The sequence below is a fragment of the Bacillus sp. UNC438CL73TsuS30 genome, from assembly GCF_000482325.1.
Taxonomy (GTDB): domain Bacteria; phylum Bacillota; class Bacilli; order Bacillales; family Cytobacillaceae; genus Neobacillus.
The window spans coordinates 240,470-264,152 of record NZ_AXVA01000005.1 but is presented as its reverse complement, the minus strand read 5'-3'; the positions used below and the strand labels follow the sequence as shown (position 1 = coordinate 264,152).

Genomic DNA, 23,683 nt, shown 5'->3' with positions numbered 1-23,683 from the left:
GATTTGATCGATTTTTTCGATTCGCTGATAAAGTGGCTCGATTCGCTGATAAATCTCTACAATTCGCTGATAAAGTGGCTTGATTCGCTGATAAATCTCTTCAATCCGCTGATAAAATCTTCTTCTATATAAAAAAAGAGATACATTTTAAAAATGCATCCCTTTTAACTGTTATTTATGAATTTGCTAGCATTCTTTCTAAAGCTAATTTTGCATTCTCGGCAATTTCTGCATCCACCTTAATAAGATTATGATTAGATGCATCCTCTAAGGTATCAAGGCTCCAGACTAAATGTGGCAAATCAATCCGATTCATTGTAAGACACGGACACATATGAGGATTAAGCGAAATTATTTTTTTATCCGGATGGTCATGAATAATTCGGTTTACAAGATTCATTTCCGTCCCAATTGCCCATTCGCTTCCAGGTTCTGCATTTTCAATAGCTTTGATTATATAACTTGTCGATCCGGCCATATCTGATAGTTCCACAACTTCTCTTCGGCATTCCGGATGAACAATAATCTTCATTTTTGGATGTTGGTACCTTACATCAATAACATTTTGAACTGTGAAATTCTCATGGACAGAACAATGACCTTTCCATAGAATGACCTTAATCGTTGAAAAATCACCATCATATTCCAACGTGTTTGTGATGGGGTTCCAAACAGCCATTTCGTCCAAGCCGACACCTAAATCGACAGCCGTATTTCTCCCTAGATGCTGGTCTGGAAGGAAAAGAATCCGTTCCTTTTGGGTGAATGCCCATTTTACCATAGTATGTGCATTCGAAGAGGTAACGGTTGCCCCGCCATGTGCCCCAACAAAGGATTTGATTGCTGCCGTTGAATTTACATAAGTTAATGGAAGAATTGTGTCTCCAAACATTTCTTTAAGCATATCCCAGGCACGTTCCGTTTGCTGAAGATCCGCCATATCCGCCATCGAACAGCCGGCACGCATATCCGGTAAAAGTACCTTTTGCTGCTCGCTTGTCAAAATATCGGCAGTTTCCGCCATAAAATGGACTCCGCAAAATACAATAAACTCTGCTTCCTTATTTTCAGCCGAGAGCTGCGCCAGCTTTAAGGAATCTCCAGTGGCATCAGCAAACTGAATAACCTCATCCTTTTGATAATGATGTCCTGGGATAAACAGTTTTGACCCAAGTCTATTTTTTACTTCCCGTACCCGCTCTTCCAATGCTTCTCTTGACATTTGTTTATAGATCTCCGGTATCATTCGGTTTTTTTGTAAGGCTGCTAGAATGCTCATCTTCTTCCACCCCTTAATTCCATTTTACTTTTACACTGATATCAAGCGCTTTATACGAATGGGTTAAAAAGCCCAAAGAAATATAATCCACACCAGTATCCTGATAGGATGCCAGGTTACTTAATTGAATTCCACCGGAAGCTTCGGTGATGATTCCAGGCGGTACCAATTTAATTAATTCCTTGATTTCTTCAGGTGTACGGTTATCAAACATAATGATATCCGCCTTAGCATTTACCGCTTCGATTACCTGTTCTTCCGTTTCTACCTCGACTTCGATTTTTACCATATGACCGGCTTTTTCTCTTGCTACTTCAACAGCCTTTGTGATCGAGCCTGCAAAGGAAATATGGTTATCTTTGATCATGATTCCGTCGTATAATCCATAGCGGTGATTGTAGCCGCCGCCACAGCGAACCGCATATTTTTCAAACATTCTAAGTCCCGGTGTTGTTTTTCTTGTGTCACATAGTTTTGTATGAGTGCTGCCCAGTGTTGTGACTGCATTCTTTGTTAAGGTGGCAATTCCACTCATCCGCTGGAGCAAATTTAGAACAACCCTCTCCCCTTTTAATAGGTCTGCAATTTTTCCGGTGACAGTTGCGAGCTGCTGCCCTTTTTCAATGGCCTCGCCATCCCTTACAAAAACTTGAGTCGTGAGTTGCGGGTTTAATACCTGAAAGCCGGTTCGGATGATTTCTTCTCCGCAAAAAATTCCGTTATCTTTTGATAAGAAGACAATTTCCCCATTGGTATCGTTCGGAAAAATTAAATCGGTTGTGATGTCCTGTTCTCCAATATCTTCTATAAAAAATTGTTCAAGTTGCGACCGCAGTTTCAATATGTTCATTTTTCTTCTCCACTTCCCGTTTTTGAATGATTGATTTCTTTAACCAATTTATTTCATCCTCATAAGGGTAATCACTTCGGTAGTGACCGCCGCGGCTTTCCGTTCTTCTTAATGCCGAGTCCGTGATGAGTTTTGCAATCGTCAGCATAAACATTTTGTTTATGTCTTCCATGCTGTATGAGTCTAATTGATCAACCGTTTCCCATTGATTCAGCCAATCTTTTTGTTTTTTCAAATCGAGTTCATTACGGACAATCCCGACTCGTTCCATCATCCGTTCTTTTAAGATCCGGACATCCGGAAGTTTTACCCTCTCTGGGTTTGTTGTTGAATAATGCGAGTAATTTGGGTCAGGCAACCTCATCTCCATTTTTGCCTTATTCAGCCAAGCTGAAAGTTTTTCCCCTTGAAATAACCCTTCTAACAAAGAATTGCTTGCTAAACGGTTCGCTCCATGAAGACCGGTACAAGCCGCTTCGCCAATGGCATAGAGACCATCAATCGAAGTACGTCCAATGAGATCGGTTTTGATGCCTCCCATTAAAAAATGACTTCCCGGTGCCACTGGGATTCTACCTTCAGAAATGGCAATTCCGTTTTCCTCACAATTCGAAGTAATGGTTGGAAATCTATTTTTGAAATTGCTAATTTTACTTATATCTAAATAAATTTTCACTCCCTGTTTGAGATAGCTATAAATGGTTTGCGAAACAACATGCCTTGGTGCCAGGTCTTTTAATGGATGAATTCCTTCCATGATGGGACTTCCATCTTCTGTAACCAAGATGGCACCTTCACCACGTACGGCTTCAGATATTAACCCTTTTGTTTCCCCATTGATATATAAAAGCGTGGGATGAAACTGGATAAATTCCATATCTACAATTTCAGCACCCGCTAAATACGCCATAGCAATCCCATCGCCGCTGACGGTTTCAGCATTCGAAGTGTACGGGTAAAGCTGACCGCAGCCTCCCGTTGCCAGGATTACATGGCTGGCGTAGTAATGCTCAATGTATCCATTTAATTTTTTCGCTTTGACACCCATACAACGTTTATTTTTTATGATTAATTCAAATGCGAAGGTATTTTCTTCAATTTGGACATTTTCTTTTACCTTGCTGATAAGATGTTCCATGACGTTTTTTCCTGTTGCATCCCCGCCACCGTGAACAATTCTTTTTTCACAGTGGGCCCCTTCCATTCCTAGCAGTAACTCACCATTTTGATCCCTGTCAAATACATCACTTTGACTTGAAAGATTTCTAATCAACTTGGGAGCAGCGTTGATGATTTCTTGCACCGTTTCCGGATGATTGTGAAATCTTCCCGCTTCAAGCGTGTCCATAAAATGCTTGTCAGGATGGTCGTTGTCACCAAGTGCAGCTGCAATCCCCCCTTGGGCCAAGTAAGAATTCGCTGTCCTAATTTTTGACTTTGTGATAATTCTCACATTTAATTCCTTATTTAAACGGACTGCCAGCTGTAAAGCTGCTACTCCGCTTCCAATAATTAACACATCAGTATAAGTCATATTTTGACCCTCCTGGTTTTACAGGTGTCTTGACATATATATTTACACAGATTTACACTAATATCAAGTATTTTTTAAGGTTAGGAGAATCCGAGAATGATTTATTTTGATTATGCAGCGACAACGCCTATCGATCCGAAAGCAGCCGAGGTTTACGTTCAAGCAGCTACAGAGTTTTTTGGGAATTCCAGCAGCCTCCATGACATCGGCGGAAACTCCTCTGCACTACTTGAAAACTGCCGGGAAGAGTTGGCCAATCTAGTAAATGTCGATAAACACGGGTTATTTTTTACCAGCGGCGGATCGGAAAGCAATTTTTTAGCAATCGAAGCTTTATTGTCCGCTCCTAAAAAACAAGGAAAACATATTATTTCAGGTATGGCAGAACATTCATCGATTCATGGTGCTTTAAATCGTCTCAAGGCATTAGGGTATGAAATAACCTTCCTTCCCTTTCATACCTCTGGATTGGTTGATCACGAGAAACTCGTAGATGCAATCAGGCCAGATACAGTGTTAATCACGATCCAGCATGTAAATTCAGAAATTGGTACGATCCAGCCAATTGAAAAAATTGCTCAAATTTGCAAGGAAAAAAATATTCATTTTCATAGCGATTTTGTTCAGTCATTTGGAAAAATCAATATTAGTACGTTGGCACCGCAAGTCAGCAGCTTTTCATTTTCCGGTCATAAAATTTATGGTCCAAAAGGAGTCGGGGGCGTTTATATTGATCCCAGCATTTTTTGGCAACCCTTTTTCCCAGGGGGCTCACATGAGAAAGGGTTAAGACCGGGAACGGTTAACGTGCCTGGGATTGCCGCCATGACGGCAGCTGCTCAAAAAATATTTGCTTCTATTTCGGAAACTTATCATCATTATGTGGAGCTCCGGAAGGCATTACTAGAAGCACTTAATCCGATTCAGCAATGGGTACAGTTTTTTGAGGCGGAGGGTGCTCAGTTGCCTTCGATTATAGGTCTTCGAATCGCAGGGATTGAGGGACAATGGATGATGTTAGAATGTAATCGTCTCGGATTTGCAATTTCTACCGGAAGTGCCTGCCAAGTGGGGATGCAGTCCCCATCGAAGGTGATGAAGGCTTTGGGAGTTAGCGATGAGCAGGCGAAGGAATTTATTCGGATATCCTTTGGGCGGTCAACCAGCATAGAGGATGTTTTGAAGGTTGGGGAAGCGCTCGTTGGGATTGTTAAGGAATATAAAGGCACGGTAGTTATTTAAAAAGAGTAAATTATGTTATGCTAAAAACGATAGATATTAGGTTGATGGGCTTACTATTTGAAGGTTTAAGGACTAATAACTCAAAATAGTAAACCCTTTGAAATTTCTAGGAGGTCTTGTATGGAACAAAAGAAAATCTTAGGGGAGGAACGGCGAACCCTGATCCTTCAACTGCTTAAAGACAGTACAGAGCCACTGACTGGCAGTGATTTAGCTAACCGGACAAACGTCAGCAGGCAGGTCATCGTTGGAGATATTACCCTTCTCAAGGCAAAAAATGAACCAATTATCGCCACAAGCCAAGGCTACCTATATTTACATCAAAATGCCGGAAACCCTGCATTTGAAAGAACAATTCCCTCTTTTCATAAACCGGAAGATACTGAAAAGGAGCTCAACCTGTTGGTGGACCTTGGTGTATTGGTCAAGGATGTTAAAATCGAACATGCGATATACGGGGATTTAACGGCATCTGTAATGGTTTCAAACCGCAAGGAAGTCAAACAATTTATCGAAAATCTAAAATCGACCAAAGCAGCATTATTGTCGGAATTAACCGGCGGCATCCATCTTCATACCATTTCAGCTCCAAGTGAAAAGACACTTGACGAAGCAGAAGCAGCCTTAAAAAGAGAAGGCTTTTTAATGGAATCTTAAAAGGACCCGGAAACATGTTCCCGGATCCTTTTTTTAAAACTCTGAAAACTCACAAGCTACCTAATCCAAATCCACCATCAACGAAGGATAGCTTCCTAAAACCTTTACACCGCAGCCGAGCGCCTCTAACTCCGCCATCGCTCCAGGAATCAACACCTCATCAAGCTTCATTTCGATATCAATAATGAAAAAGTAATTGCCGATACCGGTCTTCATCGGTCTCGATTCAATTTTCGAAAGGTTTAATTTCCTCCAGGCAAAAGCAGATAATACCTGATGGAGCGCTCCTGCATGGTCGGCTGGAAGAGTCACCATGATCGTCGTTTTGTAAGTAGCGTTCGCAGCTTCCATTAACGGTAATTCCAAATCTTTATTAGAAAGAATAAAAAAGCTCGTTTGATTAAAGTTAAAATCATGGATGTTTCTTTGAACAATCTGCAGTCCGTATTCTTTCGCAGCTAACTCATTGGCAATCGCCGCTGCCTTCCATTCCGGATGGTCCATTACCATTTTTGCCGCGGCAGCCGTCGATGTTACACTTTCAAATGGAACCCCCTTAAACTGCGTATGTAAAAACTTATGACACTGGGCAATGGCATGGGAATGGCTGTATATAAGCAATACATCTTGCCAATGCTCCTGATTCGCAGGATGCACCATCAAATGCTGTTTAATCGGAATGGTAATTTCCCCGACAATCGGGATATCCACTACCCGAGTTAAATAATCCAAAGTAATATTTACAGAACCCTCAAGGGCATTTTCAATTGGAACAACCGCTAAATCTACTCTTTCATCGGCAACCGCATCCATGCATTCCGGAATCGTCCGGAACGGTTCAAGCTCATCTTCTGAAAAAACACTCATTACCGCAATTTCAGTGAACGTTGCTTTTGGTCCTAAGAAACCTACCTTCACTTTTTCTCCACTCCCTCGTTGTCATTTCTAATAAAAGAAAGCTGAGAACAGCTTTCACAAGGAACACTCCTGCCCCTTATGCACCTGTTCCCAGCACTTCCACATTCTCTACAAATTCGAGCTTTTTTAATTCAGTTAATAACTCATCAATTTCCATGATCATGTTCCCCGTATTCATGGAAAGCGTCACATTCGCCCGGCCCTGGAGCGGGATGGTTTGGTGAATCGTTAACAAGTTACAGCCTGACGAAGCAACAACACTTAGCAATTTCGAAAGGGTACCGGAACGATCTTCTAAATGAAAAAAGAGCGAGACCAATTTTTCTTTTTTAATCGACGAAAAAGGAAAAACAGTATCCCTATATTTATAAAACGCGCTTCGGCTTAAATCGGTTTGCTGGACAGCTTCCTGGACGGATTCCACCTTACCGCGTTCAAGCAATTCCTTCGCATCAATCGTTTTTTTCATTGCCTCCGGAAGAACATCCTCACGTACTAAATAGAATTTTTTCTCTACTCTATTCCTTTTCATCTCTATACCTCCAACCACCAAGGAAGGCTACTCTATAAATTCAAATTCAAACTCCAATAATTTTACGATATCCCCGTCTTTTGCTCCTCTTTGCCTTAAGGCATCATCCACCCCAAGACCACGAAGCTGCCGCGAGAAACGGCGGACAGATTCTTCACGAGAAAAGTCTGTCATCTTAAACAGCCTTTCCACCTTTTCGCCGGAAACTACAAATGAACCATCTGGCTCTCTCGTAATTTTAAAGTGGTCAGGGTCCTTCTCATGTTTATATAGTACACGATGTACACCTGTTTGTTCCTCTTCATGCTCAAGAGGGAACTCCGGTGTCTCCTCCAATTTATCGGCAATCGCAAATAATAAATCGCGCAGCCCCTTTCTTGTTAAAGCGGAAATTGGAAAAATTGGATATTCGTCTTCCATACGCTCTTTAAACTTTTGCAGATTTTCTTCCGCATCCGGCATGTCAATCTTATTCGCAACAATAATTTGCGGACGCTCCGTCAGCCTTAGATTATATTCTTTTAATTCCTTATTAATGGTCAAATAATCCTCGTACGGATCTCTGCCTTCTGTCGCTGCCATATCAATGACATGGACAATGACACGGGTCCTTTCGATATGCCGTAAAAATTGATGGCCAAGGCCTACACCTTCAGAGGCCCCCTCAATCAATCCAGGTAAATCAGCCATGACGAAACTTCGATTATCTTCCGTTTCCACCATGCCAAGGTTAGGAACAATCGTCGTAAAATGATATTCGGCAATTTTCGGCCTGGCCGCTGAAACAACCGATAATAAAGTGGATTTCCCGACACTTGGGAACCCAACAAGCCCAACATCAGCGAGCAATTTTAATTCAAGGATTACATCGCGCTCCTGACCAGGCTCACCGTTCTCAGCAATTTCCGGAGCCGGATTGGCCGGTGTGGCAAAGCGGTTATTTCCTCTGCCGCCACGGCCGCCTTTAGCAATAACAGCACGTTGGCCATGTTCAACAAGGTCAGCGATAACTTCATTTGTTTCTGCATCGGTCACAACCGTTCCCGGCGGTACCTTAATAACCATATCCTTTGCATTTCTTCCATGCATGCTTTTTGACATGCCATGCTCCCCGCGCGGAGCCTTAAAATGACGCTGATAGCGGAAATCCATTAAGGTGCGCAAACCTTCTTCAACGACAAATACGACGTTTGCACCCTTTCCGCCGTCCCCGCCTGCAGGACCGCCATTTGGAACATATTTTTCACGGCGGAATGCGACCATTCCATTGCCGCCATCTCCACCTTTAACATAAACTTTCACTTGATCGACAAACATTTTGTTGTAGACCTCCCGTCTGCATTTAACAAACTGATCTACCAACGAGAATCGCGAAGCCCTATCCTCTTTTTAAAAAAGGCATAAAAACTTCTAATGCGAGTTCGTTTTCAGAAAATTCCTTTATCTCATGAACCAGTTCAGGTCCTTGGGTTTCAGAAAGGAATTGTTCAATCAGTTCACTTTTTATTATTATCCCGCTAAAATCGAAAAAGAAACGAGCACCATCAATTTGCGGGTCAATGGTAATCGATAAATGGTTTTCACTAAAAACTTCAACTGCTTGATTTAAATGTAAAAATAAGGACTTTGTCCAATTTGTTAATAATACATCATCTATTTTTATAAAATCCCCATCGGAAAGAACCTCAAATTCAAGCTGAAAATGTTGTTGATCCCAATTGGATTTTAAAAGCAATGAAGCAAACATCGGCATCTGTAAATTGGAGAGCTTTGATTCCTGCTGCGTGTCAATAACGATCTCATCAATGATTTCTTTAGCCCGATCAATTTTATTTAAATCTAAATTTCCTTTTATCAATTGCAGCCGATTTAACCAATCGTGCCGCGAATGCCGAAGCACTTCAACAATATCTAAATCCTTCATTCCCAGCACTCCCACATTAATTGTCCGATAACCGTTTTCTGATAGTATATCAAAAAAGCAACCATGAGTAAGCGTTTTTTTGCGAATTATGTCCAAATGAGGAAAAAAAGCGGCTTTTATGAAGAAGTACTTATGGAGTTTCGGATGATTTCCCATCATTCCAATTGGCAATTTTTTCTCACATCTGCAAAAATAAAACTCTAACCAACCGGTTAGAGTTTTATTAAAAGCTTAAGCTTCTTGAGCTACTGGATAAACGCTCACTTTCTTACGGTCACGACCTAAACGTTCGAATTTTACAACGCCGTCGATTTTTGCAAAAAGAGTGTCGTCTCCGCCGCGGCCTACGTTTTCACCTGGGTAAATCTTTGTACCGCGTTGACGGTAAAGGATTGAACCACCAGTTACGAATTGACCGTCTGCACGCTTAGCACCAAGGCGCTTTGCGATAGAGTCACGTCCGTTCTTTGTAGAACCTACTCCCTTTTTAGATGCAAACAACTGAAGATCTAATTTTAATAACATTTATTCCACCTCCTGCTTTTTGAAGGTAATTTTTATGTGCGTTCCGTACTCTTCTTCAATCGTTCGTAATGAAACGACCATACCTTCGAGAAGAATCTGGATTTTCTCATGTATGTCAGCTGATAAATGATCAGGAATGACACAGCGGAGAAAACCATCTCCCTGTTCAATCATTGGTGTCACGCCTGTAATGGCATGAACAGCATTGATTGCTCCAACTGAAACGGCAGATGCGCCTGCACAGACGATATCCTTGCCGCGGTCGGCAAAAAAAGCATGTCCGCTTATTTCGAAGGATTGAATTTCACCGGAATGATTACGATCAATCGTAATTCCAATCATCTATCGTTCAACACCTTACGCGTTGATTTTTTCGATGACTACTTTAGTGTAAGGTTGACGATGACCTTGCTTCTTACGGTTGTTTTTCTTTGCTTTGTACTTGAAAACAATGATTTTCTTCGCACGGCCTTGTTTTTCAACTTTAGCTGTAACTGTAGCGCCTGCAACAACAGGGCTTCCTACTTTTACATCTTCACCGCCAACGAAAAGGACCTTGTCAAAAGTAACTGTTTCACCAGCTTCAGCATCTAATTTTTCAATGTAGATTGCTTGGCCTTCTTCAACTTTCAATTGCTTACCGCCAGTTTCGATAATTGCGTACATGAACTGCACCTCCTTATAAACTCAGACTCGCCATACACAGGCGTCTATGCTTTAAGCATAAAACTTACTACCTGTTCTGTGCGGTTGTAGCACGGGTGCTACAAACATAACATTAAGATACTAACATATTTTAAACGAAAGTGTCAATAGAAATCGCCAGCTTTTTGGGCCATCTCAGTTTCTTCACCAAATTGTTTTAATAGATAATAATGGCTTGGACTTGGCTTCAGGGAAAAATAAACTTTAAATTTAAGAGATTCCTCTAAGAATTCAAGGTGATGCTCTATTGCATTTTTTACCTCTTTCGTTGTTTCCACCAGCACCGCTTCAATATCTCCGTTCCGGTGCTCGACTAATTCCCTTTCAAGCCGGAAAGCCACCGTTTCCGGACTTAAAATCCTGCCCGTCCCCTCACAAACGGGACATTTTACCGTTAACGCTTCTGACAAGGAAACCTTTGTTTTCTTTCGTGTCAGCTGCAAAATGCCTAGTGGTGTATATCCTATCAATTTAATACGATTCTCATCTTTATTCTGTTCAAAAACATTCAGTACCGACTGCTTGTCCTGCTCGCGATGCATATCAATAAAATCAATCAGGACTATGCCGCCAATATCACGAAGGCGCAGCTGCCGGCAAATTTCCTTTGCTGCCAAGAGGTTTGTTTTTAATACGGTTTCCTGATAGTCGCTTTTTCCAGAGAACTTGCCAGTATTCACATCAATAATCGTTAAGGCTTCCGTTTCATCGAAAATGAGATAGGAACCATTTTCGAGCCAAACGACTCGTTTGAGCGCTTTGTCGATTTCATGCTCAACCCGGTTCACTGCGAAAATATTCTCTTTTCCTCCGTAATAACTTACAGTGGTGTTTTGATTGTGTTCATCTAATATTCCTTTTAATGGCAGATCATCTACGATGACTTCGCCGTTATCCATATTTACCATCACTTCGATTAGCATTTCAACGAACGTATCTTTTTGAAAAATCAACCCGGGCTTTTTAAAGGTTTCAGCCTGCTTCATTAATTCAAGATGTTGAACTCTCAGTTGTTCAAGTTCTTGATGTATTGCTTCTTCTGTTGCAAATAAACTTGAGGTGCGAAAAATAATTCCCTCGTCCGCTGTTTTGAGCTGATGGCCCACCCGGCGGAGTCTGGCTTTCTCGTGATCATCGGCAATTTTTTTCGACACCGCCACATAGCGGCCTTGCGGCATATAGATCAGTTGATTCCCCTGGATTTCAATAATCCCTGTTACCCGCATCCCTTTAGTTCCTGTTGCATCTTTGTTCACCTGTACGAGCAGTTTTTCACCTTGATGAACAAATGTAGAGATGCCCTTTTTTTCTTTTATTTTATCTAATGATAAAACATAGGAAGGAAGCAGGTCCCGGTGCAAATAGGCGTGTTTTTCTTCGCCAATGTCGATAAATACAGCATTCATTCCGGGGAGTACCTTTGAAACGGTCCCATAATAAATATTACCGACCAAAGATCGCTGCTCTGGCCGGTCAAACACCATTTTTTCCACCTTATGATTTCGCATGAAGGCAAATCTTTTTTCTCTTGAATGATAATTGATAATTAATTGATCCAATCGGGCGGCCCCACTTTATTTATGATGCATTTATTATACCCTTTTTAGAGGAGGAGAGCCAACTGGCGGATAGGATGCCCTTATTGGCGTATAGACTACGCTTATTGGCGGATAAGCTCCTCTTACTGGCGGATAGACTACGCTAATTGGCGGATAAGCTCCTCTTACTGGCGGATAGACTACGCCTATTGGCGGAGCCTGCTCTTACTGGAGGATAGACTACGCTAACTGGCGGATAAGCTCCTCTTACTGGCGTTTAGACTACGCTTATTGGCGGAGCCTGCTCTTACTAGCGGATAGACTACGCCTATTGGCGGAACAGCTGCTCTTTCAAACGAAAAGCCCCTTCAACAGGGGCTTAAAACATAAACAGCAAATCACTGACTTTGTCGGTTAAGCGTTTTTCTGTGAAATAAGCGTGCAACAGCTCATTTTCATCTAACATTCCTTTTTCCATGCCGTTCCCCTCAACAATAATCGGATGCTTGCAGCCGCGTTGAAATTTTTCGAGGACATGAATTAACAAATCATGTTCGTTCGCTTGAATCGGTTTTAATAAGTGTAGATCACTTTTCTTGCCGTAATAGCGTTCAAGCAGAAAGCGCATGAAAATATAGCGACGCTGCTTCCACTCGTGGTAAAGCGAGAAATACAGAAACGCGATGACCACCCAGACATTGAGATGATACGGAGCGGTAAAAAGTATCAGCAACGAGAAAATGGTAAGACTGAAAAAGGAAATCTGCAAGGTGACACGGTGCGCGAATGGAAACGATTTTTTGAGTGACATGAATAAAAAAACTAACTTACCGCCATCAAGCGGCCATACCGGAAAGAGATTAAAGATGAAAATCATTAAATTGTATTGAAAAAATAAATAAAATAAATCCGCAGGGACTAAGGAAAAGGAATAAAGCAAAAAGCCAAGGCCCACCATCCATACATGCTGCAAAGGGCCTGCGAGGACGACAATGGTCTCTTCCTTTAACGGACGATTGCCGTGTTCATCCATTTCAGCGACCCCGCCAAACGGCAGGAGCGTTATTTTTTTTATTCTCCATGAAAAAAATGAAGCTGCAGCTGCATGCCCCATTTCATGTATAAAAATAATTCCTAACAAGAGACAAACCTCTCGAAAATGTGCTGTTGCAATCGATAGTGCGACAACAATCCATAACAGCGGATGAATATAAACGTGTTGAAGTAAATCTCTCACTCTACTCAAAGCGGATCACCTGGACCGGGTCGATAAAATCATCCCCTTTTTTAATGGCAAAATAGTACTTACCCTTTGATTTCTCTTCACTCGATGATACCGTTCCGACCACTTTTCTTTTTTCCACATAATCATAAAGTTTGACTTGAATGTCGGTTAAGTTACCATACCAGGTTTCTGTTCCATCGGAGTGCTGGATAATGACGGTCTTACCGATACCATCCTTTACACCTGAAAATGTAACTGTTCCCCCATTCATCGCTCTGACCGACGCTCCGTTTGCCGTTTCAATCATAATCCCCTGGCCGTTTTTCTCAAAGTTTTCTAGAACTTTACCAGTTGCAGGCAAAGCTGGCTTTTCTGCTGTTTCTGTTTCCGTTTGCTTTTCTTTTTTCGGTTCATTGAAAGGCAGCAAAGCAAGTGGCTTGCCAAACTTTTCTTCATACCACTGGGATACCACGGCAAATTTAAACTCCTTGTCCATTGTGGTTCGGACTACATCCCTGGCTTGATCAAATGTTGCGGTATGATTTCGAAACAAAATCGCAACTACTAAAAAAAGACACGCTGAAGCCAGTATTTTAAAAATAAATACTTCCATGCGAAACAGCGGGTGCCCTTCGTCATCAGGTCCACTTCCATAGGAAGATACCTGATTGAATCCGTACTTTTCTTCTTCCCCAGGCCAAGCCAGTTGGCGGTCTGGATTCTTTTCTTGCATGCCTAGTTCTTTTTTCCGTTTATTGATTCTTTTGCGTATTTCATCCGGTGTCGACCGCGCCATATCCATCAACCCTTTTCCCACTTTTTGTACAAGTTTATGAAAGAGATTTAAGGAGTATGACTCTTAAAAAAATCCTTGGTTTGTTGTCTGGACATGTAGGTTTGAAGTGAAAGGTATTTATGGAAATATGAAAAGAAATACCAAAACAAAAAAGCCTGTCCACGCCCTGTGAACAGACTTACAAATGTATAAATTATCTTACACCGAAAAACTTTTTAAGCCTTGTAAACATACCTTTATTCGGTTCTTCTAAAGACTGGAGAGGAATGGATTCGCCTAGAATTCTTCTGGCAATATTCCGATATGCAAGCGATGCTTTACTGTTTGGATCCATCGCAATCGGCTCCCCGTGATTGCTTGCGCGAATGACTTCCTCATCATCCGCCACAATCCCAAAAAGCTCAATCGACAAATGCTGGGTTATTTCATCGACATCCAGCATATCGCCATTTTTCATCATTTGGTTACGAATCCGGTTAATCACTAATTTCGGCGGCTCCATATGTTGTTCTTTTTCAAGAAGACCGATCACCCGGTCCGCATCACGAATAGCAGAAGCCTCTGGGGTAGTAATCACAATCGCTTTATCAGCCCCGGCAACAGCATTCTGAAAGCCCTGCTCAATACCAGCCGGGCAATCGATGATAATATAATCATAGTCTTGTTTTAGTTGGGTAATTAACTCTTTCATTTGCTCAGGTTTCACCGCAGATTTATCAACAGTCTGAGCGGCAGGCAACAAATACAATAAATCATCAAAGCGTTTGTCCTTGACCAAGGCTTGATGAATCTTACATCTTTTCTCAATAACATCAACAAGGTCATAGATAATACGATTCTCGAGTCCCATCACAACATCCAAGTTACGAAGACCAATATCTGTATCGACTAAGCAAACCTTTTTTCCTTGAAGGGCCAGAGATGTCCCAATATTAGCAGAAGTCGTTGTTTTGCCGACGCCACCCTTACCAGATGTAATTACTATAGCTTCCCCCACTTTATTGTCCCCCTTCTAATCTAGTTAAATTAGGTCTTAAATGTATTAAAGCTTGTAATCTATCTACGCTGATTTTTCGGTCCTCATCTATGTAGGCACATTCCATTTCATGTTTTTCTTTTTCTTGGACGATGTCGGGTGCTCGATTTAAGCAATCGCTAATCCTTAACTGTGTTGGCCTCATATTGGATGCGGCAATAATCGCTTCATCGTTTCCTGTACAGCCTGCATGGGCAATTCCTTTTAATGTTCCCATGATAAAAATATTACCACCAGCCATAACCGTTCCTCCAGGGTTTACGTCACCAATCAACAATAAATCCCCCGGAACCTCTAATACTTGGCCTGAGCGGATGATTCTTGAAACCGTTACAACTTCATCTACAGCCTTTAACCGTTTCGCTTCCTCTTTCGTAATTACATTTGATTCAATATCATCAACAACCAAATTCTTTTTCTGCCGAATTAGGTTTTTAAGTTCTTCTCTTTGATCATCACTTAAAAATCGGTTTCCTACATTCACCTTTACCGCAAGGAAATGACTGTCTTCCTCGGTTCTTAGGTTAGTAGAAAGCTTTTCATCCAGTTCTTTTTTAAGTTCCTCATAGGAACAGCAGTCATCTAGTTGAAGGACCAAGCCTTCCTTTGTTCCCTTTATCGTTACATTTTGTCGTTTTTTCATGGAGAATTTTCACCTCAAGTTTAAAGAAAAGGGCTGCGCCGTCGATCAAACACAAACCCCAAAGGATTTAAAGAAAACTCGCCGACTGGCGAGCCCGTAAGGGCGAAGACAGAGGCGTAGTTGCACTTATACGCAGGAAGAAAGTATTAACTTAGAATAAGTTTATACTTTCTCTCCAGCCAAAAAATGCATGAAAATCATGCATTTAAATGAGTCAGAGTACACGCACTATATAAATTCGACAAGCCCAGTCTATTCTCCTCTTTTTTAATTCATTATTCGTCCCGTAATACTTGAGAATATTTTTCAAAATATTTTTTGAAGGGATAGCCGGCCAGAAATAAAAAGATTGCATTAAAAAGTAGGGTTGGATACATACGCATTTGGACAAAGCTCATAAAACTAAGCTGTGTCACATGAATTAAGGAATCCATTTCGTACACACCAATCTCTAATAGCCCAATTCCGAAAAGAGAAACGATAAATGCAACAATAATATTGTTTTGCAATACATGCATAATTTTTGCAACGATATAAGCTACAAACGGATATAAAAAAAGATTAATTCCAAGGATTTCCGTATAAACAATATCAAATAACAGCCCAAAAACAGCACCATAAATAATGCCGTACTTTCTGCCGCCATAAATAGTCAGAAAAAGAACAGCCGAAAATAAAAAATGCGGAACCCACATTTTACTTTGTCCAAAAAGATCTGCAGGAACTAATTGGACAAAAAGACTTTCTAATATAAATAAAAACAAAAATAAAAGAGGAAGAAGGAATTTTTTCACAATCCCAACCCCTTACTATCAACCAGTCCTACATCAGGCGAAGTCATCGTTCTTGTGATAACCAAAACATTTTGAATATCATAAAAATCCGCGCCAGGTTTTACTAATGCTGTTTGATTCAGACCATATTGGTCCGGTTTCACTTCCACTACCTTCCCAATTGGCAAATCTTTTGGGAACACACCGCCAAGACCTGAGGTGACAACGGTTTGTCCTTTCTTAATTTTCGCTCCAGAGGGGATGGTTTTTACTTGAAGTAATTTTTTCTCGCTGTCAAAGCCTTCAACAAATCCAAACGAATTTTTTTGTCCTTGGACGACAGCTGATATCCGGTTTTTCGGATCCATTGCACTTAATAATTGAACAGTCGAACTAAATTGATTGACATTTTTCACTTTTCCAATTAGTCCGTTTGCGGTAACAACCGCCATATTTTGCTTGATCCCATTGATTTTACCTTTGTCGATGATAATCATTTCATGCCAGCGATCAGGGTTTCTGCCAATAACTGTAGCTGGCAGCGGTTTAAAATCTCTCAGAGTTTTTTTCTCACCAAGAACGTTTCGTAAATCTGCGTTGTCTTTTTTCAAATCTTGAACCTGTGATTCAAGACTGACAATCTGTTCGACACGTGATTTTAATTCCTTATTTTCTTGATATGTACTTTCTAAATCCTTGAGATTTTCAAAAAAGCCTGCAACAACATACGCAGGCTTTGAAACCAGGGATTGAACCCAGCCGACCGAGTCTTTAACAAACTGCTCCGGCCAGGTAAGTTTACTCCTCTCCCTCAAAGAAAACCCAATCAATGCCACGAGAATAATAATGCTGAGAAGCAAAACAATCAGTCGTTTATTCAAAAAGAACTGTGGCATGATTTATACACCTCTATTTTTCTAGCGTGAGTCTTTCGCTTTATTTTTAAATATGTGAATTTGATCTAATGCTTTACCTGTTCCGATTGCCACACAGTCAAGCGGGTTTTCAGCAATAAGAACCGGCATTTTTGTTTCTTCACTAATCACCTTGTCCAAGTTTCTGAGGAGCGCTCCACCGCCTGTTAACACGATGCCGCGATCCATAATATCAGCCGCAAGTTCCGGCGGAGTTTTTTCAAGCGTATTTTTCACCGCGTCAACGATGGCATATACGGTGTCTTTTAAGGCAACCGCAATTTCTTTAGCTGTAATTTCAATGGTTTTTGGCAGACCAGTTAATAAGTCACGGCCGCGGATTTCCATATTTTCAATTCCATCCAGATCACCAGCAGAACCAATTTCCATCTTAATGGTTTCGGCAGTACGATCCCCAATCATGAGGTTGTAATTCTTGCGAATAAACGAAATAATCGATTCGTCCATATCATTGCCGGCAGTGCGGATGGATTGGCTCGTTACGATACCACCAAGGGAAATAATTGCGACCTCTGTAGTTCCGCCGCCAATATCCACTACCATGCTTCCTGTTGGTTCCCAAACCGGGAGATTTGCCCCAATCGCAGCTGCAAACGGTTCTTCAATGGTATAGGCATCTTTCGCCCCAGCTTGACGTGTTGCATCAATTACTGCTCTTTCTTCAACCGCAGTAATTCCAGATGGTACACAAACCATGACATATGGCTTACCTGCAAAAACACCCTTGTTCTTCTGTGCCTGGCTGATATAATGCTTCATCATCTTGGCAGTCGTTTCAAAATCGGCAATGACGCCGTCTTTCATCGGCCTTAAGGCAACTACATTCCCCGGTGTACGGCCAATCATGTTCTTTGCGTCATTTCCGACAGCGATAATCGATTTTGTATCGGTTTGTAAAGCCACTACGGATGGCTCCCGTAAAACAATTCCTTTTCCTTTTACAAATACAAGTGTATTTGCAGTACCTAAATCAATTCCTAGGTCTCTTGAACCAATTCCAAACATACGTTGTATCTCCCTTTCTGATACGAAAATGCAAATATTCTTAAAGGTAATGTCTTTACCATTTAATCGAACTTTATTGTTTGTAAAAAAAACGTAAAATTCCAAAACAGTCCTAAAAAATCATAACTAATATTATAGCCTAGAGTCAAATAAAAACCTATTGTTATAAATAACCTTTTTCCTTGAGTGAGACAAATTTGTTTTCACCAATGATCAGATGATCAAGGACCTCGATTCCAATCATTTTTCCACACTCAACTAAACGCTTCGTCACCTCAATATCCTCACGGCTCGGAGACGGATCTCCAGAGGGGTGGTTATGCAAAGCGATAATAGAAGCTGCCGAACGTTTTAATGCCTCGCGGAATACTTCCCTAGGATGTACAATCGATGCATTCAAACTGCCAATAAAAATGGTTTGTTTATGAAGCACCTGATTTTTCGTATTTAAATAGAGGCAGACAAAGTGCTCCTGTGACAAAAAGCGCATGTCATTCATGACAAAATTGGCCCCGTCCTCTGGGGAGCGAATGACATAACGATCATTGTAATTTAAATTGGCAATCCTTCTGCCAATTTCAACGGCCGCAAGAATTTGAATCGCTTTTGCTGAACCAATCCCTTTTATTTCAGTAATTTCTTCCAAGGTGGCCGATTTCAGCAAACGTAATCCTTCAAAATGGGTTAAAAGGCGATTCGATAATTGCAGAACGGACTCATCCTTTGTACCCGTTCTTAATAAAATGGCAATGAGCTCATGATTGGACAAGCTTTGTGGACCATGTTGAATAAACCGTTCTCTTGGACGTTCATCCTGAGGGAAATCCCGAATCATTAATGAATTAGTGGACACTTTTTTTCCTCCCTTTTAATTGGGAGTTAATGAACACTTAATACGGCAATGGATAGCCTAGCCGTTTTAATTCCCGAACCGTTCGTGCAACCGGCAGGCCGACAACCGCAAAATAATCTCCATTTATTTTTTTGACAAGCATGCTCCCTAGTCCTTGGATGCCATATGCACCTGCTTTATCAAGCGGTTCCCCACTTTGCGCATAAAAGTTAATTTCCTCATCCGTTAACTCCCAAAACCAAACTTCTGTTTTTTCATAAAATTGGGTAGAGCTTTCTGAAGAAATGATGGCAACACCTGTGTATACTTCATGCTGTGTTCCTGAAAGTTTCCTTAACATACTGCTAGCTTCTGCTTCATTCGCTGGCTTTCCTAAGATTTGGCCATTCGCAACCACGATGGTATCAGCCCCAATCACAAAAGCTTCGGGGTTCTCTTTAAAAACGACCCGGGCTTTGCGGCTGGCAAGCTCCATTACGACTTCCTCTGGTGAAAGATGTGGTTCAAAGCTTTCATCAACATCGCTACTTGAAATTGCGAAAGATAGGCGGAGGTTTTCTAGAAGTTCTTTTCGCCGTGGAGAAGAAGAGGCTAAAATGAGGTTCTGCATTTCATCACCTTACCTTTTTGCATTTTTCATTATAGGGAGATACAAAACAATCGTATCAGATAATGCCTTTGCAAACAATTTATATATCGTTAAAATTTGAAGAAAATTGTCAAATTATACAATTAAATTTATGTTCATGATGAAAAGCCTGTCCATTTTTGAACAGGCTTTTTTGCTATTTTTATTTCCCGGAAAATAGCGATTTGTGTTATCGATGTCGAAATTTGATTACAGAGAATAATATAAGGAAAGAAAATTTAGTAGATTTTGTTGAGCTTCTACAAGATTATTCTGATCTTTGTTTTTTTGATAGTTCGCTACTTTTTCGGCAGCTGTAGCCAGAAAATTTTGCAGGCTTTTTACCTTTGTATTTTTCAGTCCCGTACTATCTGTTTTCGCGATTAATGCGGATACGGTTTTAAACGATTCCTCTGGAATACTTTCAGTTAACAGGGCAACTGCTGTTACTTCGGAAAGGTCCTGATAGACGGCACCTGCTGTATCAAGGAATGTTTTATCTGCGGCATTTACTCCAGTGATATCCTTTTGGTCAACCGGAAGCGATTTAGCCCATACATCTGCGACTCCATCATCTTTATAATTACTCCCAAGCTTTTTAGCATCATCAATCGTACTTGCCACTCCTAAAAATAAATACTGTTTGCTGTCAATTTCAACTGACTGTGCAGGTACTCCTTTTTCCGCTAACTGACCGGCAGTTGCTTGAGCCCCATCTTTCGAAGAAAAAACACCGCCCTGAATAACAAAGGTGGTAAGAGGCTTTACGGAAGCTATTGCACCTGTTGCTGCAGGTGTTTCGGCTTTTTGGCCACCTTGCTCCTCTGTTAGGACTTGCTCGGTTGCCGGCTTATTGCTATGTTCGGTAAGCACGAGTTTAAGCATAAGAAAACCAAAACCGGTACCAAGAATGATGGCAAATACGGCTGAAATAATGATGGATTGGAATCCTTTTCCATCCTTATTTTTGGTGCTGGTGGTAAAGGATGCAATCTTAGGTAAATTGCTTTTCTTGTTTTTTTGGTGATGAACAATTTTGTATTCTTCGATTTCATGCTCAGTTGTCTCAGGGATAATCCAATCAAAACTTTCATCCATCGACTCTTGAGCAGCAGCTGTTTCCAAAAAAACATCCTTTTCTTCCTGATTAGATTCTACATCTATTACTTCCGGCTGGAGCTGCCTTGTTTCTATTTTTTCATCTTCTTTTATCTCTTCCTGAAACGTATGTGGTTCACCATTTAATTTAATTGTGATGGTCCGTCCATTTTTATTGGGCTTGTCCACTATTTGTACACCTCTCTCTACCAAACTGCTAATTTGTTCCATCCTATCATATTGACAAAAAAAAATAACAAGACTTTTGTCGTCTTGTTATCGTAGACTTTCGTCAAATTTTTCAGTTTTTAATTAGCCTTTTCGGTAGTATCTGCAAATGTACTTAATGGATTGTCCTTATGCGCAGGTGCCGGTGCATCAAGTTTTGGTACTTGTGAGGCTAAGTCAGCTAGGCCGGGCATGTAATAAGTTGAAACAGTGAGAGTATACAAAAGCGGTTGATTTTTTTGGTCAAGCGAAGTTATTTCACCACTACTAGAATAACTTATAGTTTCTACTACGACAATGCGTTTTAAAGATTCTAGTGATTGAACAAACTTTTCAAAGTCTTCATAGCTAGGTGATTCTACACTTAATGAAACGGTTAGCTTTTTCATTCCGCTCGGTACTGCTGAAGCTGCCTGCTGAGTTGATGTGTTTTGATTGGCAGCTGCTTGGTCCGTTCCACTTGCATTTGCATTTGCTGATGTACTTTGAGTTGAGTTGGTATTTCCTGCTGTCGTATTTCCAGTGTTTGCTTGATCTGTTCCTGTGCTAACATCTGCATCCTTTGAAAAACCGTAGGATTTTATTTCATTATTAGAAACAGTCTCAGCTTTTTCCAAATCCAAGATAAACTGGTCTTGAAGTGGCTTAACAGGAATCTTTTTCTGTAGCTCCCGTGTATCATCTGCAACATTCGCAGCTGCTTCTTCTGTCTTTTGACTAGCGATATCCAATAGCTTTTGTTCTGATTGCAATTGCTGCTGTTTCATTGTTAAATCGGATTTTAATGGTGATAATAAGCTGAATTGGGCAATAACGATAAGTAAAACAAGTAAAAGTATGCCGATTAGCGCAAGAAATTTACGTTTTTTTAGGAATGATAGTTTCATGAACCGGTCACTCCTTCCTTATCCTTTATACCCTTATCAAGAATTTCTTTGATTTTATCTTTATTTAATTTGATTTCAAATTGTCCTATATAACGAGGTAAATACTTTTTGAATTTTTTATTATTCGTTGAATTTGAAGTACTACTTGAATTGTTTGTAGATGATGTACTTGTTGTACTACTTGTTTGATTTGATTGACTTGTAGTAGTACTATTCGATTCATTTGAATTTGTAGTTGTTTGTGATGAATTATTATCCGACTTATCTGAATTATTACTCTGGCTGGTATCATTTGAAGCGTTATTAGTTGTATTTGATTGATTATTAGTACTTGTATTTGCACTTGTTGTGTTTGTTTGATTATTTGAAACAGCTGCGGTATCTGCTGTATTAGTTTCAGTAGTTGATAATGAATTCAAATTGGCTTCCTCAATCCATTTGGATTCATTAAGGCTGTCCAAGAAATAGGCAGCTTCTCTAGCACTATCAAATTGAACAGTTAGCGAAACAGTTCCTGCTTCCGTATAACCAAACGATTGAATAAAACCTCGCTCCGGTAATAGTAAAGTCAGATGTTTCATGACAGGAATCGTATGGATTGGATAGCTGTTCGCCCATTCGATAGCACCTTTTAATTGGCTAACGGAATTGGTAGATTCAGCTGAATCCGTTTTTTGCTGTTGCTGTTCAGCAATTTTCTGTGTCATCGAGATTTGTCTGTCAACCTCTGCAACGTCGCTTTTTGTTGAATTGATTTGCCAAAGATAGAAACCGCCAATCAGCAAAAATAATGCTAGTACACTGCCTAGAGCAATGATCAAGTTAATCTTTTTCGGTTCTTTCTTAGGAAGCAGGTTAATTTCTACTAGCATTATTTCACCTCTTTTAAAGCGAGTCCTAGAGTTAATAAAATATTTTCGGGTACGCTTTCGGTTTTTCCTTTTGAATCATTTTCTAGTGAAATTCGATCGATCGGCATTTCAAATCTTTCGACCATTTCATCATATATAGCTGTAAGCATGGGATGGTCGCCATTTAACAAAAACTTGGTGACATCATGCTTGTCGTTACTGAGGGAATATCGGTAAAAATCATGAAGCATATTGATTTCTCTAAAGATATCTTCAATCTGTATCGCTAGTTCTTCTGATTCACCAATAAATTTATAGTCCATTTTACCCAGCACATTCCGTTTGATTTCCCATTGTTCTAAATTAAAAGGTAATGGAAACTGACGCATCACTAGCGGGACCGTTTCTTCAAAAATACACAAATTTACACTTGTCAAATCAAACTGAATGGTAAATAGAACTTCGTTTGGTCGGTTCATTTCAAGCGTATGATATAACCGATATAAAGCAAGCGGTGAAATATCTGCTGCAATCGGGTTTAGCTTCAGTTGTGAAAATAAGTCAGCGTATTCAGTAACATGCTGTTCGGGTGCAGCAAATAGCAATAATTCCTTTGTCTTACCATTGTCATCTAATAAATAATAATCAAAAACCGGTTCTTCAAATGGCAGGTGAATACTTGAACCAAGTTCTAAATAAAGATATCCCTTCAGTTCATCATCCTGAATTTCTGCTGGAATTGAGACCTTACGGATAATCACCAACTGATCTGGAACGATAAAGCGGATGGGCCGACGCTGAATTTTCCATTCATCAATACATTCTTCAAGAATGCCAGATAAGGAATCAACATCAGCAATCTTCCCATCACTAATTAGCCCAGGCGGTATGAAGCGTTCATTCCATCTCTGTACAATAGGCGGATTCGCTTGCTTTAATTCAACAAGGCGAACCGAATGGTCATTCAATACCAGGTTAATGATTCGATTTTTGGGTGTGAAAAGGGAAAAAGCCATTTTAA

Annotated in this window: 26 protein-coding genes and 1 other annotated feature; of the genes, 2 read left to right on the top strand and 24 right to left on the bottom strand. The window is 40.5% G+C overall.

What is annotated here, in order from left to right; genetic code table 11:
- Nucleotides 1-175: 175 nt before the first annotated feature.
- From nadA to nadB, 3 genes are read right to left on the bottom strand one after another with little or no spacing between them, the layout of a single operon-like run.
- Nucleotides 176-1,279 (bottom strand): quinolinate synthase NadA, encoded by a 1,104-nt coding sequence (nadA, locus tag M028_RS0101435; RefSeq protein ID WP_026572322.1) that lies wholly within the window; start codon nucleotides 1,277-1,279, stop codon nucleotides 176-178.
- Nucleotides 1,280-1,292: 13 nt separating this feature from the next.
- Nucleotides 1,293-2,129, bottom strand: coding sequence for a carboxylating nicotinate-nucleotide diphosphorylase (gene nadC / locus M028_RS0101430; RefSeq protein ID WP_026572321.1), 837 nt, complete (start codon nucleotides 2,127-2,129; stop codon nucleotides 1,293-1,295).
- Complete coding sequence (gene nadB / locus M028_RS0101425) at nucleotides 2,098-3,663, bottom strand: L-aspartate oxidase (protein ID WP_026572320.1); 1,566 nt, start codon at nucleotides 3,661-3,663, stop codon at nucleotides 2,098-2,100. The genes nadC and nadB overlap by 32 nt, the downstream gene beginning before the upstream one ends.
- Before the next feature lie 96 nt (nucleotides 3,664-3,759).
- Here nadB and M028_RS0101420 point away from each other — a divergent pair, with 96 nt between their 5' ends.
- Both M028_RS0101420 and M028_RS0101415 read left to right on the top strand, forming a co-directional pair.
- Entirely contained in the window at nucleotides 3,760-4,905 is a 1,146-nt protein-coding gene (locus M028_RS0101420) for an IscS subfamily cysteine desulfurase (RefSeq protein WP_026572319.1), read from the top strand.
- Between the two features lie 120 nt (nucleotides 4,906-5,025).
- Nucleotides 5,026-5,562 carry a transcription repressor NadR gene (locus M028_RS0101415; RefSeq protein ID WP_026572318.1) on the top strand — a complete coding sequence of 179 codons (537 nt, stop codon included), beginning with the start codon at nucleotides 5,026-5,028 and terminating at the stop codon, nucleotides 5,560-5,562.
- 60 nt (nucleotides 5,563-5,622) lie between these two features.
- Here the strand turns inward: M028_RS0101415 and pheA are convergent, their stop codons facing one another.
- The 21 genes from pheA to pilM form a co-directional block, all read right to left on the bottom strand.
- Nucleotides 5,623-6,480 carry a prephenate dehydratase gene (gene pheA, locus M028_RS0101410; protein WP_026572317.1) on the bottom strand — a complete coding sequence of 286 codons (858 nt, stop codon included), beginning with the start codon at nucleotides 6,478-6,480 and terminating at the stop codon, nucleotides 5,623-5,625.
- A 76-nt stretch (nucleotides 6,481-6,556) separates the two neighbouring features.
- Complete coding sequence (locus M028_RS0101405; RefSeq protein WP_026572316.1) at nucleotides 6,557-7,012, bottom strand: ACT domain-containing protein; 456 nt, start codon at nucleotides 7,010-7,012, stop codon at nucleotides 6,557-6,559.
- Between the two features lie 27 nt (nucleotides 7,013-7,039).
- The gene (gene obgE, locus M028_RS0101400) at nucleotides 7,040-8,329 is read right to left on the bottom strand and encodes a GTPase ObgE (protein WP_026572315.1); all 1,290 of its coding nucleotides are present in this window, start codon (nucleotides 8,327-8,329) and stop codon (nucleotides 7,040-7,042) included.
- Nucleotides 8,330-8,390: 61 nt separating this feature from the next.
- On the bottom strand, nucleotides 8,391-8,936 hold the full coding sequence (locus tag M028_RS0101395) for a Spo0B C-terminal domain-containing protein (protein ID WP_035423646.1): 546 nt from the start codon (nucleotides 8,934-8,936) through the stop codon (nucleotides 8,391-8,393).
- 231 nt (nucleotides 8,937-9,167) lie between these two features.
- The gene (rpmA, locus tag M028_RS0101390; RefSeq protein ID WP_026572313.1) at nucleotides 9,168-9,461 is read right to left on the bottom strand and encodes a 50S ribosomal protein L27; all 294 of its coding nucleotides are present in this window, start codon (nucleotides 9,459-9,461) and stop codon (nucleotides 9,168-9,170) included.
- Nucleotides 9,462-9,803 carry a ribosomal-processing cysteine protease Prp gene (locus M028_RS0101385; RefSeq protein WP_026572312.1) on the bottom strand — a complete coding sequence of 114 codons (342 nt, stop codon included), beginning with the start codon at nucleotides 9,801-9,803 and terminating at the stop codon, nucleotides 9,462-9,464.
- Nucleotides 9,804-9,818: 15 nt separating this feature from the next.
- Nucleotides 9,819-10,127 (bottom strand): 50S ribosomal protein L21, encoded by a 309-nt coding sequence (rplU, locus tag M028_RS0101380; RefSeq protein WP_026572311.1) that lies wholly within the window; start codon nucleotides 10,125-10,127, stop codon nucleotides 9,819-9,821.
- 13 nt (nucleotides 10,128-10,140) lie between these two features.
- Nucleotides 10,141-10,223, bottom strand: a sequence feature (ribosomal protein L21 leader region).
- A gap of 47 nt (nucleotides 10,224-10,270) precedes the next feature.
- On the bottom strand, nucleotides 10,271-11,725 hold the full coding sequence (locus M028_RS0101375) for an Rne/Rng family ribonuclease (RefSeq protein ID WP_026572310.1): 1,455 nt from the start codon (nucleotides 11,723-11,725) through the stop codon (nucleotides 10,271-10,273).
- A gap of 358 nt (nucleotides 11,726-12,083) precedes the next feature.
- Nucleotides 12,084-12,950, bottom strand: a complete 867-nt coding sequence (locus tag M028_RS0101370) for a M50 family metallopeptidase (protein ID WP_026572309.1) — start codon at nucleotides 12,948-12,950, stop codon at nucleotides 12,084-12,086.
- Nucleotides 12,943-13,725, bottom strand: a complete 783-nt coding sequence (locus M028_RS0101365; RefSeq protein ID WP_026572308.1) for a M23 family metallopeptidase — start codon at nucleotides 13,723-13,725, stop codon at nucleotides 12,943-12,945. The genes M028_RS0101370 and M028_RS0101365 overlap by 8 nt, the downstream gene beginning before the upstream one ends.
- Nucleotides 13,726-13,918: 193 nt before the next feature.
- Nucleotides 13,919-14,722 (bottom strand): septum site-determining protein MinD, encoded by an 804-nt coding sequence (gene minD / locus M028_RS0101360; RefSeq protein WP_026572307.1) that lies wholly within the window; start codon nucleotides 14,720-14,722, stop codon nucleotides 13,919-13,921.
- A 1-nt stretch (nucleotide 14,723) separates the two neighbouring features.
- Nucleotides 14,724-15,404, bottom strand: coding sequence for a septum site-determining protein MinC (minC, locus tag M028_RS0101355; RefSeq protein ID WP_026572306.1), 681 nt, complete (start codon nucleotides 15,402-15,404; stop codon nucleotides 14,724-14,726).
- 275 nt (nucleotides 15,405-15,679) lie between these two features.
- Complete coding sequence (gene mreD, locus M028_RS0101350; RefSeq protein WP_026572305.1) at nucleotides 15,680-16,198, bottom strand: rod shape-determining protein MreD; 519 nt, start codon at nucleotides 16,196-16,198, stop codon at nucleotides 15,680-15,682.
- A complete protein-coding gene (gene mreC, locus M028_RS0101345) occupies nucleotides 16,195-17,073 on the bottom strand; it encodes a rod shape-determining protein MreC (protein ID WP_026572304.1) in 879 nt (292 codons plus the stop codon). The genes mreD and mreC overlap by 4 nt, the downstream gene beginning before the upstream one ends.
- Before the next feature lie 21 nt (nucleotides 17,074-17,094).
- Complete coding sequence (locus M028_RS0101340; RefSeq protein ID WP_026572303.1) at nucleotides 17,095-18,117, bottom strand: rod shape-determining protein; 1,023 nt, start codon at nucleotides 18,115-18,117, stop codon at nucleotides 17,095-17,097.
- 163 nt (nucleotides 18,118-18,280) lie between these two features.
- Nucleotides 18,281-18,952, bottom strand: a complete 672-nt coding sequence (gene radC / locus M028_RS0101335) for a RadC family protein (protein ID WP_197031363.1) — start codon at nucleotides 18,950-18,952, stop codon at nucleotides 18,281-18,283.
- A 55-nt stretch (nucleotides 18,953-19,007) separates the two neighbouring features.
- Nucleotides 19,008-19,580 carry a Maf family protein gene (locus tag M028_RS0101330; protein WP_026572301.1) on the bottom strand — a complete coding sequence of 191 codons (573 nt, stop codon included), beginning with the start codon at nucleotides 19,578-19,580 and terminating at the stop codon, nucleotides 19,008-19,010.
- 228 nt (nucleotides 19,581-19,808) lie between these two features.
- The gene (locus tag M028_RS0101325; RefSeq protein WP_026572300.1) at nucleotides 19,809-20,885 is read right to left on the bottom strand and encodes an SPOR domain-containing protein; all 1,077 of its coding nucleotides are present in this window, start codon (nucleotides 20,883-20,885) and stop codon (nucleotides 19,809-19,811) included.
- Nucleotides 20,886-21,004: 119 nt separating this feature from the next.
- Nucleotides 21,005-21,811 carry a hypothetical protein gene (locus tag M028_RS29200; RefSeq protein ID WP_051590881.1) on the bottom strand — a complete coding sequence of 269 codons (807 nt, stop codon included), beginning with the start codon at nucleotides 21,809-21,811 and terminating at the stop codon, nucleotides 21,005-21,007.
- Nucleotides 21,808-22,683 (bottom strand): PilN domain-containing protein, encoded by an 876-nt coding sequence (locus tag M028_RS31360; RefSeq protein ID WP_051590880.1) that lies wholly within the window; start codon nucleotides 22,681-22,683, stop codon nucleotides 21,808-21,810. The genes M028_RS29200 and M028_RS31360 overlap by 4 nt, the downstream gene beginning before the upstream one ends.
- Nucleotides 22,683-23,678, bottom strand: a complete 996-nt coding sequence (pilM, locus tag M028_RS0101310; RefSeq protein WP_026572299.1) for a type IV pilus biogenesis protein PilM — start codon at nucleotides 23,676-23,678, stop codon at nucleotides 22,683-22,685. Before pilM ends, M028_RS31360 begins: the two co-directional genes overlap by 1 nt.
- Nucleotides 23,679-23,683 lie beyond the last annotated feature (5 nt).

What these genes read in the sequence shown, in the direction of transcription:
- nadA (WP_026572322.1), bottom strand. Translation starts at nt 1,279, where the DNA reads ATGAGCATTCTAGCAGCCTTACAAAAAAACCGAATGATACCGGAGATC.
- nadC (WP_026572321.1), bottom strand. Translation starts at nt 2,129, where the DNA reads ATGAACATATTGAAACTGCGGTCGCAACTTGAACAATTTTTTATAGAA.
- nadB (WP_026572320.1), bottom strand. Translation starts at nt 3,663, where the DNA reads ATGACTTATACTGATGTGTTAATTATTGGAAGCGGAGTAGCAGCTTTA.
- M028_RS0101420 (WP_026572319.1), top strand. Translation starts at nt 3,760, where the DNA reads ATGATTTATTTTGATTATGCAGCGACAACGCCTATCGATCCGAAAGCA.
- M028_RS0101415 (WP_026572318.1), top strand. Translation starts at nt 5,026, where the DNA reads ATGGAACAAAAGAAAATCTTAGGGGAGGAACGGCGAACCCTGATCCTT.
- M028_RS0101405 (WP_026572316.1), bottom strand. Translation starts at nt 7,012, where the DNA reads ATGAAAAGGAATAGAGTAGAGAAAAAATTCTATTTAGTACGTGAGGAT.
- obgE (WP_026572315.1), bottom strand. Translation starts at nt 8,329, where the DNA reads ATGTTTGTCGATCAAGTGAAAGTTTATGTTAAAGGTGGAGATGGCGGC.
- M028_RS0101395 (WP_035423646.1), bottom strand. Translation starts at nt 8,936, where the DNA reads ATGAAGGATTTAGATATTGTTGAAGTGCTTCGGCATTCGCGGCACGAT.
- rpmA (WP_026572313.1), bottom strand. Translation starts at nt 9,461, where the DNA reads ATGTTATTAAAATTAGATCTTCAGTTGTTTGCATCTAAAAAGGGAGTA.
- M028_RS0101385 (WP_026572312.1), bottom strand. Translation starts at nt 9,803, where the DNA reads ATGATTGGAATTACGATTGATCGTAATCATTCCGGTGAAATTCAATCC.
- rplU (WP_026572311.1), bottom strand. Translation starts at nt 10,127, where the DNA reads ATGTACGCAATTATCGAAACTGGCGGTAAGCAATTGAAAGTTGAAGAA.
- M028_RS0101365 (WP_026572308.1), bottom strand. Translation starts at nt 13,725, where the DNA reads ATGGCGCGGTCGACACCGGATGAAATACGCAAAAGAATCAATAAACGG.
- minC (WP_026572306.1), bottom strand. Translation starts at nt 15,404, where the DNA reads ATGAAAAAACGACAAAATGTAACGATAAAGGGAACAAAGGAAGGCTTG.
- mreC (WP_026572304.1), bottom strand. Translation starts at nt 17,073, where the DNA reads ATGCCACAGTTCTTTTTGAATAAACGACTGATTGTTTTGCTTCTCAGC.
- M028_RS0101340 (WP_026572303.1), bottom strand. Translation starts at nt 18,117, where the DNA reads ATGTTTGGAATTGGTTCAAGAGACCTAGGAATTGATTTAGGTACTGCA.
- radC (WP_197031363.1), bottom strand. Translation starts at nt 18,952, where the DNA reads ATGATTCGGGATTTCCCTCAGGATGAACGTCCAAGAGAACGGTTTATT.
- M028_RS0101330 (WP_026572301.1), bottom strand. Translation starts at nt 19,580, where the DNA reads ATGCAGAACCTCATTTTAGCCTCTTCTTCTCCACGGCGAAAAGAACTT.
- M028_RS29200 (WP_051590881.1), bottom strand. Translation starts at nt 21,811, where the DNA reads ATGAAACTATCATTCCTAAAAAAACGTAAATTTCTTGCGCTAATCGGC.
- M028_RS31360 (WP_051590880.1), bottom strand. Translation starts at nt 22,683, where the DNA reads ATGCTAGTAGAAATTAACCTGCTTCCTAAGAAAGAACCGAAAAAGATT.
- pilM (WP_026572299.1), bottom strand. Translation starts at nt 23,678, where the DNA reads ATGGCTTTTTCCCTTTTCACACCCAAAAATCGAATCATTAACCTGGTA.